This window comes from Actinomadura roseirufa, assembly GCF_900659635.1.
Taxonomy (GTDB): Bacteria; Actinomycetota; Actinomycetes; order Streptosporangiales; family Streptosporangiaceae; genus Spirillospora; species Spirillospora roseirufa.
On record NZ_CAACVB010000015.1, the window covers coordinates 54,324 to 65,191 of the forward strand.

Consider the following 10,868-nt stretch of genomic DNA (forward strand, 5'->3'; position numbering starts at 1 on the left):
GTAGCTCCCGAGATCCGGTACTTGCGCCAGGACGCCTAGGCCGTCCGTCCTCGATTCGGTGAGTGGTCGTTCGGTGGGGCTGCTGACTGTGGAGTGAAATGAGAGCTTTCGCTGCTGCGGGTCTCTACGTCTGCGAGCTGGCCCGTCCGTGCTAGGCGAGTGGCTTGGTGGAGCGGTTGCGCCCAGCCCCAGGTTTCGGCCGGACGACGTGTGGCGCTTTGCGTGGCTGTGTGGGGAGTTCATGCGGCGGGAAAGAGGAACCCTGGCGAACGCTCGTCGCCATGATGGGAGTCGAGCGATGTTTCTCGTGAAACATCGCGCAGGGCAGATTGACTGGTGCCGCTCATCGAACGAGGGAGCCCGTCAGAGGTGGCTGCAGGAGGGGCGCGGAACGCCTTCCTGCACTGCCGTGGATGGCTCGCGCTGCTTCTGGATAACACAGCCCACCCGGCGGCCGCCTTGCCTTCGCCGACCTCGTCGGCAGGAGCTGTCCCGCCGACGATGCGATTCGCGCCGTCGCCGCTTAGGTCTGAGATGCCTAGAGCTGACACGGCACAGGGACCTGTGCCTCGGGAGTTCAAGTGCGAGGCCGTCCGGATGGTGCTGGACGGTGACCGCCCGGAGGACATCTGCGGAGTGCAGCCCTCATGGACGTGAGCGCTGGCGCAACCTATGACATAGCTGCACGACCTAGGGTGTCGCGGGGCTCGTCTCTGAATGGCCAAACCCTTGCCGCCAAAGGACCCCGCCTGGCGACATCGGAGGAAGCATCCGCCGGCGGTGAGTGGGGAAAGCGCCAATCGCGACGGGTGGCTCTGATCTCCTCGCCTCGGGCTCCTACACGGCGACGGCGGCCCTCCGGCCCCGAACACAACGCCGAACGGCTCTTCTGCGGAGGGTGTCGTCTGATCGGGCGATGAGGTACCACGATCCGGCTTTGAGGACGATGCCGAGAGGTGCGAGAACGCGGGTGACCTGTTGGGGGTGCTGCCAGCGGCGGTAGCGGATCTGGATGCGCTGCTTGGTTCCAGATGGCGTCGTCGGGGAGTGCCGACAGTGCACCGCCAAGCCAGTCCGCCCCGTCGGTCCCGCCGGCTCCAGATTGCGCGTCGGCTCCCTGCAGTGCACGCCTCGACTCCACCACAACACGGCATAAGCCAGGCGGGCGTCCGACCGATAGGGCGCGCTTTGCCGCCAATGTCCCGGGGGCTGTGCGGGCGGCTTCTGGTGTCGATGTTCCTGCGCCGACGCCTCAGGGCGTCGTCCGCCTGACGGTCTCCTCACGCCGAGTCAGCCAGTTGCGGTCGGCTTGGAGGGCACCGGCGTCGCCACACTTTGTCAGGCCGAGTCGGGCACGCAGACCATCCTGGCGAGGTGAGAGGCGCGCGGTCGCTGGGGTGGTCGACGGACAGGGGGCGGTGTGGCGAGTCTGCCTCTGTCTGATGGTTGCTTGGGTGGTCGGCTGTGCGTGAGGAGCGCGTGTAGGACGTTGGGTCCTTCGGGCGGTCGATGGCGCAGGTGCGATCTGTTCTTTGGCCGGTGGCCGTGCGGGGCTGGTGGGTTGCCATCGGGATGAGCGTGGGCGTTGCGTGTGGGGCACGCACTGCGCTGACCGTTCAGGCGGGATGGCCCGAGTCCGTCCTTCGTCTGGCGGGTCGCTTGCGGGGTTGCTCGCTGTCGGGTGTGCGTTGGGTATGGGGCGCCGCAGTCGGCAGGGCGGTGGGGTTCTGGGGGCGCTTGTCTTGCTTGTGCCGTCGATGTAGGGGGCTATGTTCCAGTCCGTCTTTCGGCTGACGGCCGCTTCTCTGCTTAGTGCCGTGCCGGGTGCGGGGCGTTGGGCCCACACGGCTCGTCGCCGTCGGTAGGTCGGTGTCGTGGGTTGCGCGGGCTGCCTATGGAGTCGGTGGCAGAGGTGCGTCTCTCATCTGATGGTGGTCGACAGATGCTTTGTGTGCCGCCGCCGTCGGTAGGCGTAGGGCGGACCCCCGTGCGGACGTGGGCTGTTGGTTGGCCGTGCCGGTTTGACGAAGGTGGAACCGTCGGGTGGGGCTGACCCGGGAGGTGTGGGGCGGCCGTGTGGCGGTGTTGGCGTCGCGCTGGCGGGGCGCCGACATCCGGGGGCTTGGGATGTTCGGGGGCGGCTTCGAGCTTGCCGCTGGGGCGATCCGACGGGCCGGATTTGGGATCTCGTTGAATCCCGGAAGGTGGCCGGGGCGGTTCGGTGGTGGCGCGGGCCGGCTGAGGCGGGGGCGGGCGGGTCCTTCGGTCGGGGCGCCTGGCTTGCTGGGAGCTGGGTTTGGGGGACGCGCGGGGCCGAGGCCAGCTTCCTCTGGTGGTGGGGATGTCCCGCTTTGTTGGTGTAGGCGGGTGGTGGGACCCGATGTTTCACGGGAAACAGCGGGCCCGGGGATGGGACGTCAGCGGTAGCGGGCGAGGATGAGGTCTCGGCAGACCTCGCCCAGGTCGAGGCCGGCGACGCTGACGGCTCGGGGGAGGAGGCTGGTCTCCGTCATGCCGGGGGCGACGTTGACTTCGAGGAAGTGGACCTCGCCGTCGTCGTCCACGATGAGGTCGGTGCGGGAGAGGTCGCGGAGGCCGAGGGCGCGGTGGGCGGTGACCGCGGCGGCGGTGGCGCGTTCGGCGGCGTCCGGGGTGAGGCGGGCCGGGGTGACGAACTCGGTGTCCCCGGCGTCGTAGCGGGCCGTGTAGTCGTAGATGCCGCCGGGGGCGACGATCTCCACGGCGGGAAGGGCGGTCAGGGCGCCGTCACGTTCGATGACGCTGACGGAGACCTCGGTGCCGGAGATGAAGCGCTCGACGAGTGCGGCGTCGCCGTAGGCGAAGCAGCCGACCATGGCGGCGGAGAGTTCGCTCGCCTCGTGGACGACGGAGGCGCCTAGCGCGGAGCCGCCCCGGGTGGGCTTCACGAAGAGGGGCAGGCCGAGACCGCGGATGATCTGTCCGAGGACGGACGCGGCGCCGAGGTCGTGGAAGACCTCCTTGGGGAGGGCGACGGACTCGGGGGTCTGGAGGCCGGCCCGGCGGACGACGGACTTGGCGGTGGGCTTGTCCCAGGCGACACGGCAGGCGTCGGGCCGGGCGCCGACGTAGCGGACGTCGAGCAGTTCGAGGACGTCACGGATGGAGCCGTCCTCCCCCGCCGCGCCGTGCAGGACGGGAAAGACGGCGTCCGGCGGGTCGTCCGCGAGAGAGTCGAGGAGGGTGGCGTCCGCGTCGCGGAGCTCCACCGGAATGTCGAGGGCGCGGAGCGCGTCGGCGACGCGGCGGCCGGAGCGGAGGGAGACCTCCCGCTCATAGGACAGTCCCCCGGCGAGGACGACGACGTGCCCGAGTTCCACTGGTATGCCCTTCGTGACGACGAAACGCGCCGGCCCGGAAGCCGGCGCGTTTCACGTGAAACATTCAGACGACGTCCGGCCCTGGAGTGTGGACGCCGGTGGATCCGGCTTGGGAGGCTCCACCGAAAGTGTCCCGCAGCCGGATCTCCTGCTCCACCACCGCCGCGAGCCGGCGGACGCCTTCGCGGATGCGATGCGGTTCGGGGAAGCAGTAGGACAGGCGCATGTGCCGGTGTCCGCTCCCGTCGGCGTAGAAGCCGGTGCCGGGGACGTAGGCGACGCGGTCGGCGATCGCGCGCGGGGCCATCGCCTTGGAGTCGAGGCCCTCGGGGAGGGTCAGCCAGACGAAGAAGCCGCCGGCCGGACGCGTCCAGGTACAGCCGTCCGGCATGAGCTGGTCGAGGGAGTCGAGCATCGCGTCGCGGCGGGCGCGGTACAGCTCGCGGAAGTCCTTGATCTGCTCGCGCCACGGCTGGGTGGTGAGGTACTCGCGGACGGCGAGCTGGGAGAAGTTGGAGGGGCAGAGGATGGCCGACTCGGCCGCCAGGACGAGCTTGGCGCGGACGGCGTGCGGGGCGAGGACCCAGCCGACGCGGAGTCCGGAGGCGATCGTCTTGGAGAACGAGCCGAGGTAGATGACGCGCTGGGCGTCGTCGGCGCGGAGGGCGCGCATCGGCTCGTCCTCGAAGCCGAGGAGGCCGTAGGGGTTGTCCTCGACGATCAGGACGTCGTGCTCGGCGCAGATCTCCAGAATCTGGGCGCGGCGGGCCGTCGTGAGCGTGACGCCGGCGGGGTTCTGGAAGGTGGGGACGGTGTAGAGGAACTTGACGCGGCGGCCCTCGCGGCGAAGACGGTCGAGCGTCTCGCGGAGCGCGGCGGGGATGAGGCCGCCCTCGTCGAGGGGCACGTGGACGACGTCGGCCTGGTAGGCGGCGAAGGTGCCCAGGGCTCCGACGTAGGAGGGCGCCTCGGCGAGGACGACGTCCCCCGGGTCCACGAAGATCTTGGTGATGAGGTCGAGGGCCTGCTGGGCGCCGACGGTGACGACGATGTCGTCCGCCGACGCCTGGACGCCTTCAAGGGCCATCACGTCGCAGATGCTCTCGCGCAGCAGCGCGTCGCCCTGGGCCGAGCCGTACTGGAGGACCTCGGCGCCCCGGCCGGCGACGAGCTCGCCGATCATGTCGCCGACGGCGTCGAGAGGGAGCGCGGAGACGTAGGGGGCGCCGCCGGCGAGGGAGACGACCTCGGGGCGGGCGACCATCGCGAACAGAGCTCGGATCTCCGAGGGCACCATGCCGGCGGCGCGGGCGGCGTAGCGGTCGGTGTAGGCATCTGTACGCGAGTGTTGCTCCACGAGGAACCTCCGGCTGGACGGGTCTGCAAGCAAACTACGGCATCGCCGCCCGGATGATCCTGAGAACCCCGGTCGTCCGGGCGGCGCGGCGGGGCGCGAGGGTACCGCGGGCCCCGTCCGCTACGATGCCCGAAGGTCCCGGAAGGTTGCCGGGAAGGACCGCGGAGTGGCGCTCCGCCTGTGAGGCCGTCCCGGAGCCGCGCACGGTCCCGGAGCCTCCGGCGGGCGTGATCGCAACAGGGGGTGTGCCGGCCCGGTGTCGCGTCGACTGGTCAACATCACGCTGGACAATCTGGACGATCTCCCACATCGCTGCCGTGGCTGCGTGTTCTGGGAACTGGATCCGGTGAGCCGGGACCGGGCGCTGGAGAGCGGTGACCCGGGCCTGGAGAAGGAGGCGTGGATCTCCTCGACGCTGCTCGAATGGGGCAGCTGCGGAAAGATCGTCTATGTCGACAACGTCCCGGCGGGCTTCGTGCTGTACGCGCCGCCGCTGTACGTGCCGCGCTCGGTGGCGTTCCCGACCAGCCCGGTGAGCGCGGACGCGGTGCTGCTGATGACCGCGCACATCCTCCCGGAGTTCGCGGGCGGTGGGCTCGGCCGGATGCTCGTGCAGGGCGTCGCGAAGGACCTGACCCGGCGGGCGGTGAAGGCGATCGAGGCGTTCGGCGATCTCAAGGGCGAGGACGGCGGATGCCTGGTGCCCGCCGACTACCTGCTGTCGGTGGGGTTCAAGACCATCCGGCCGCATCACCGCTATCCGCGGCTGAGGCTGGAGCTCAAGTCGGCGCTGTCGTGGCGTGAGGACGTCGAGGTGGCACTGGAACGGCTGCTCGGCTCCATGACCCCGGAAGGCGCGCTCCGGCCCGTCTGAGACGCACTGAGCCGTTCATGCATACGGCCCGCACCCTGAAAGAGGGTGCGGGCCGTACGCTTTCCCGCGCGCGCCGCGGGAGACAACGGGTCCCTAGGGCTAGGGACCTGTCTCACAGTGGTCATCAGCCGTCAACGGCCCTCAGCCGTCACGCGAGCGCGCGCCCTGACCGGCGGGGGCGACGCCGAAGGCGAGCCCCCGCCGGGAAGATCGCGAAGCGATTCGCGGTCGCACAAGCACGGTCACGAAGCGAGCGCCAGCGAGCGCAGTGGGCCGGGATTGCAATCAACGCTAAATGAACTCGGCGAGGTCGCGGAGGAGCGCGGCCTTCGGCTTGGCGCCCATGATCTGCTTGACGACCACGCCGCCCTTGTAGACGTTCATCGTGGGGATCTGCATGACGCCGTACTCGGCCGGCACCTTCGGGTTCTCATCGATGTTGATCTTGACGATCTCGAGCTTGTCGCCGTGCTCCCGGTGGATCTCCTCCAAGATCGGCGCCACCATCCGGCACGGGCCGCACCACTCCGCCCAGAAGTCGACGAGAACGGGCTTGTCGCTCTCCAGGACCTCGGACCCGAAGTCGGCGTCGGTCACGGCTTTCATGGTGTGTCTCCTTTGGTTCTCACGCGGGCGGCCGAGGACGGTCCCCCGGCCCGGAAGCGTTCGTGGTCAGCTCTGCGGGACCGTCTCGGCGGCGTCCCGGTCCTGCAGCCAGCGTTCGGCGTCGATCGCGGCCGAGCAGCCGCTGCCGGCGGCGGTGATGGCCTGGCGGTAGATGTGGTCGACGACGTCGCCGCAGGCGAACACGCCGGGGATCTTCGTGCGGGTGGTCGGCGAGTCCACGAGCAGGTAGCCGTCGGTGTCGGTCTCCAGCTGGCCGGTGAACAGCTCGCTGCGCGGGTCGTGGCCGATCGCGATGAACAGCCCGGTGATGTCCAGGGTGCTCTCCGCGCCGGACGCGACGTTGCGCACCCGCACGCCGCTGACGCGGTCGTCTCCGTTGATCTTCACGACCTCGCTGTCCCACAGGAAGCGGATCTTCTCGTTGGCGAACGCGCGGTCCTGCATGATCTTGGATGCGCGGAGCTCGCCGCGGCGGTGGATCACGGTGACCGAGCGGGCGAACTTGGTGAGGAAGGTCGCCTCCTCCATCGCGGTGTCGCCGCCGCCGACGACGGCGATGTCCTGGTCGCGGAAGAAGAAGCCGTCACAGGTCGCGCACCAGGAGACGCCGCGTCCCGACAGCCGCTTCTCGTCCGGCAGGCCCAGCTCGCGGTAGCCGGAGCCGGTCGCGACGATCACGGCGCGGGCGAGGTAGGTCTCCTCGCCGACCTTCACGACCTTCGGGTCGGCGGTCAGGTCGACCTCGGTGACGTCGTCGGCGATGAGCTCGGCCCCGAAACGCTCCGCCTGCTTGCGCAGGTTGTCCATCAGGTCGGGACCCATGACGCCGTCGGGGAAGCCGGGGAAGTTCTCCACGTCGGTGGTGTTCATCAGCGCGCCGCCGGCGGTGACGGACCCCTCGAACACCAGCGGCTTCAGGTCACCGCGCGCCGCGTAGATCGCGGCCGTGTAGCCCGCCGGGCCGGAGCCGATGACGATGACGTTACGGACGTCGCTCACTGTTCTGTGCCTCTCCTCGTTGGCGCTGATCGCCGGACGACCGCTCGGCCGCCCCGGGGGCCGCCGCACCGCCCCGCCTCGGCTCCGGCGCGGTGCCCGTCCCGGCGCGACCAGTCCTGCCAGTCGCGTCAACCGATCCTAGAGCCCGGTGATTCCCGACGCCCTTCTACGGCCCGCCGACCAGGCCATAGGGTGTCCTTCATGGCGCGAATCCTTCTACTGCATTCGATGTACGGGCTCCGCCCGGCCGTCCTCGCGGCGGCGGACCGGCTCCGCGCGGCGGGCCACGAGGTCCACGCTCCAGATCTGTACGACGGTCGTGTCGTCGACACCGCCGAGGAGGGCCTCGCGCTCAAGGACGAGATCACCCGGGACGAGCTGCTGCGCCGGGCCGTCGCCGCGGCGGCACCGCTGACCGGCGACGGAGGGCTGGTGTACGCGGGGTTCTCGCTCGGCGCCGCGCTCGCCCAGAACGTCGCGCTGGCGGACGAGAAGGCCCGCGGGCTGCTGATGCTGCACGGCACGTCCGACATCGCCGAGGACGCGTCCACGAGCATCCCCGTCCAGCTGCACGTCGCCGACCCCGACACCTGGGAGCCCGCGGACTGGGTGAACACCTGGTACCTGCAGATGACCAAGGCGGGCGCCGACGTGGAGGTCTTCCGGTACCGGGGCGCCGGGCACATGTACTCCGACCCGGGCCTGCCCGACCACGACGCCGAGGCCGCCGAGCAGACCTGGACGACCGCGCTGGGCTTCCTGGCCGGCCTCTGACCGGAACACCGATCACCGGGAACGTCGAAGGCCCTGGACGGCGACGCCGTCCAGGGCCTTCGTCACGCCGGGGACGCCCTCAGGCGTTCTCCTGTTCGAGCACGTGCGGTGCGGCGGCGGTGCAGTCCGGGCCCACGACCCAGGCCGTCCACCGGCCGGGCCGGTCGCCGCGCACCGCGATCACGGTCGCCTGGCGTCCCTCGAACGTCGCCTGGTCGACGAGGACGGGCGGCTTCCCGCCGGTGACGCCGCCGACGCAGCCCGCGAGCCGCTGGTCGGGCGGACCGCCCTGGAGCCGCAGCTCCTGGCCCTTGCCCAGAAGGTGATCGATCTGCGGGCCGAGCCTCCCGGCCCGGTAGTCGGTGCCGGTGTGCGCGACCGTGTAGGTCGGGCTCTTCATCACGGACTGGTGCGGCGTCGCCTGCGGCGCCACGCCACGGGCCTGGCCGCGCCGGTCGGCCCCGTCCTGCACGGGGCTCGTGGAGCCCTGGTGGTCGCCGCCGCTCGAATCCTGCAACGCGATCTTGCCGACCACCGCTCCGCCGCCGAGCACGACCACCGTCGCCGCGGCGGCCGACAGGATCCGCCAATGCCGCCTGCCGCGCCGCCGCTCCAGGCTCACCACGGTGGCGGTGCTCAGCGACTCCGCCGCGATGGCCGTGTCGATGCGCTCGGCCAGCTCCGCGGGCATGGACGGGACGGGTGCCTCCGCCAGGATCCGGGAGACGTCCGCGAGGTCGGCGGAGCGGTCCCGGCACTCGGCGCAAGTATCGAGGTGCGCGCTGACGGAGGCGGCGTGGTCGTCTTCGAGCAGCCCCTCGGCCAGATCGGCGAGGATGTCGTAGTCAAGGTGCGCGGGGTTCATGTGGGCATGCCACCTCCTTCCACACCTCCGACGTTCCTGGAGTCCCGTCGGTTCCGATGGTGGACGAGAAGCGGCGCGAGCCGGGCCCGGCCGCGCGCGCAGCGGCTCTTGATCGTCCCCGGCGGCACCTCCATGACCTGCGCCGCGTCGTCGACGGAGTACCCCATCATGTCGACCAGCACGAGCGCGGCGCGCTGCTCGAACGGCAGCTGCAGCAGGGCCGTGTGGACGTCGAGGGACACCCCGTGCGCGTCCGTCGGGTCGGGCATCTTCGGGGCGACGGCGTCGAAGGTCGCGTCGTCGCCCATCGGCGTCGCGGGACGCACGGACTTGCGGCGGATGCGGTCCAGGCAGGCGTTCACCACGATCCGGTGCAGCCAGGTGGTGACGGCGGCGTCGCCGCGGAACCGCCCGGCGGCGCGGAAGGCCGACAGGCAGGCGTCCTGCAGCGCGTCCGCCGCCTCCTCGGGGTCGCCGATCGTCCGCAGCGCGACCGCCCACATGCGGTCGCGGTGCCGGTGCACCAGCTCGGCGAACGCGTGCGGGTCGCCCTGGGCGTGCCGTGCGAGCAGCTCCTTGTCGGGTACCTCGTCAACGCGACGCATGCTCACCGACGTCATGAGCGACCGCTTTCTCGTACGGAACGCCGGGGGGAGGAGGACCGGGGGCGACCGGCCGCGCCCGCAGGCGTAGACACGACGGATTCCAGAGGAGAGGGGACAATCTGCTCACAGGCACGATACCGACAAGCGCCACTCCACGTCACAGCTCATGACCCCCCGCCCGGCCCCTCGCATGGGCCCGTTCTCAACCCCGTGACAGCGGCGGGGCCCCCGCCCCGCCGTCCCGGCGCACACCCCGTGGCCGGTTTCCGGCCCCGATGGTACGACCCGTATGAGATCTTCCGAGGGCCTTTTTCCGGACGGCATCGTTCCGCCCGTCCAGGTCCCTCGGGTGCACACCGCCCCCCGCGGCCCTCAGATCATCCCGCTTTATCGCACAAGTGTCGATTCAAGCTCCCCCTGCCGCACGTCCGTCTGTCCTGACGGCCACCGTTTGTCACCCTTGGGTTCCAGGGATGCGGCTCCGCGCGCCGCCGCCCTCTCCGTTGATCGGCACGACCGGGCAGGCAGGTGGGTCACCGATGGGGTCGCGTCACCAAGAAGGGACGGCCTCAGGAGAGACCGTCCCTTCGCAGTGACGTTGGACGTGGGCTCGTCAGCTCGCGGAGCCGTAGACGGCGACCTCGCCGAGCTTCGCCTTGAACCCGGCGGGGACCTGATTCGTGAACCAGACCAGGACGTACTGGCCCTTGGCCTCCTTGTCGGCGGGAATCGTGAAGACACCCGAGCGGGCCGAGACCTCGCCGACGACCCCCAGGGCCTCGAGTGACCGGCTAGCGCCGACGCGCAGCTGGATGGGGACGCCGCTCACCGGGGTGCTGACCTTGACGCTGGTGACCTTGACCGTCTTGCCCATGTCGAGGACGACCCCGAAGCCCTTGGCGTAGTTCCCGAAGTTCGCGGACCTGTACGTCTGCGTCTCCCAGTAGGGCTGGGACCTGCCGTCGATCACGGCGTCGGCGTTCTTCTTGATCTGCGCGTCCGGGTGGCCCGGGGCGTCCTCCACGCCCTCGGCCTGCACGGCGCGGAGCTGGGTGACGGCGGGCTTGCCGGACGCCGGAGGCGAGCTGGCGCCGCTGGGCTTCGGGCCGGCGCCCTTGTCGTCGGGCTTGTCGTCGCGCATCAGGGCCCAGGCGCCCAGGCCGACGATGACGGTGAGCGCGGCGGCCGCGACGCCCATGAGGGCGCGGTTGGCGGGCTTGCCGGAGCCTCCGGAGCCCGCCGGGACCACGGAGCCCGGGGCCGTCGGCGCGGGCGGCAGCGTGTTGCGCCGGGTGCGCGCGCGGGGCGGCGGGACCTGGGTGGGCGCCGGCTGGTGGTGCGCGGACGGCTGGTAGGGAGGCGGGCCGTGCACGGGAGGCGCCGCGGGCTGCGGCGGGCGCGCCTGGGT

9 protein-coding genes and 1 pseudogene are annotated in these 10,868 nt (G+C 70.9%); 2 read left to right on the forward strand and 8 right to left on the reverse strand.

Features of this window, described 5'->3' with window-relative positions:
* Positions 1–837: 837 nt before the first annotated feature.
* From E1291_RS45045 to E1291_RS05540, 3 genes are all read right to left on the reverse strand, one after another.
* Positions 838–1,284, reverse strand: a complete 447-nt coding sequence (locus E1291_RS45045; protein ID WP_370770948.1) for a WYL domain-containing protein — start codon at positions 1,282–1,284, stop codon at positions 838–840.
* Between the two features lie 1,133 nt (positions 1,285–2,417).
* The gene (locus E1291_RS05535) at positions 2,418–3,359 is read right to left on the reverse strand and encodes a D-alanine--D-alanine ligase family protein (protein WP_131736532.1); all 942 of its coding nucleotides are present in this window, start codon (positions 3,357–3,359) and stop codon (positions 2,418–2,420) included.
* Between the two features lie 64 nt (positions 3,360–3,423).
* A complete protein-coding gene (locus E1291_RS05540) occupies positions 3,424–4,656 on the reverse strand; it encodes an aminotransferase-like domain-containing protein (protein ID WP_131736561.1) in 1,233 nt (410 codons plus the stop codon).
* 316 nt (positions 4,657–4,972) lie between these two features.
* On the opposite strand from E1291_RS05540, the gene E1291_RS05545 reads away from it, so the two are divergent.
* Entirely contained in the window at positions 4,973–5,590 is a 618-nt protein-coding gene (locus E1291_RS05545; protein WP_131736534.1) for a GNAT family N-acetyltransferase, read from the forward strand.
* Positions 5,591–5,881: 291 nt separating this feature from the next.
* On the opposite strand, the gene trxA is transcribed toward E1291_RS05545, so the two are convergent.
* Positions 5,882–6,196: a thioredoxin gene (gene trxA, locus E1291_RS05550; protein ID WP_131736536.1), complete on the reverse strand. Its 315-nt coding sequence runs from the start codon at positions 6,194–6,196 to the stop codon at positions 5,882–5,884.
* A gap of 66 nt (positions 6,197–6,262) precedes the next feature.
* Positions 6,263–7,216 (reverse strand): thioredoxin-disulfide reductase, encoded by a 954-nt coding sequence (trxB, locus tag E1291_RS05555; RefSeq protein ID WP_131736538.1) that lies wholly within the window; start codon positions 7,214–7,216, stop codon positions 6,263–6,265.
* Positions 7,217–7,417: 201 nt separating this feature from the next.
* Here trxB and E1291_RS05560 point away from each other — a divergent pair, with 201 nt between their 5' ends.
* Positions 7,418–7,990: a dienelactone hydrolase family protein gene (locus E1291_RS05560; RefSeq protein WP_131736540.1), complete on the forward strand. Its 573-nt coding sequence runs from the start codon at positions 7,418–7,420 to the stop codon at positions 7,988–7,990.
* 79 nt (positions 7,991–8,069) lie between these two features.
* Here E1291_RS05560 and E1291_RS05565 read toward each other — a convergent pair whose 3' ends face one another.
* From E1291_RS05565 to E1291_RS05575, 3 genes and pseudogenes are all read right to left on the reverse strand, one after another.
* Positions 8,070–8,855 carry an anti-sigma factor family protein gene (locus E1291_RS05565; RefSeq protein WP_131736542.1) on the reverse strand — a complete coding sequence of 262 codons (786 nt, stop codon included), beginning with the start codon at positions 8,853–8,855 and terminating at the stop codon, positions 8,070–8,072.
* A complete protein-coding gene (sigM, locus tag E1291_RS05570) occupies positions 8,852–9,475 on the reverse strand; it encodes an RNA polymerase sigma factor SigM (protein WP_207400574.1) in 624 nt (207 codons plus the stop codon). The genes E1291_RS05565 and sigM overlap by 4 nt, the downstream gene beginning before the upstream one ends.
* A 598-nt stretch (positions 9,476–10,073) precedes the next feature.
* Positions 10,074–10,868: pseudogene (locus tag E1291_RS05575) on the reverse strand (AMP-binding protein); the annotation flags it as partial.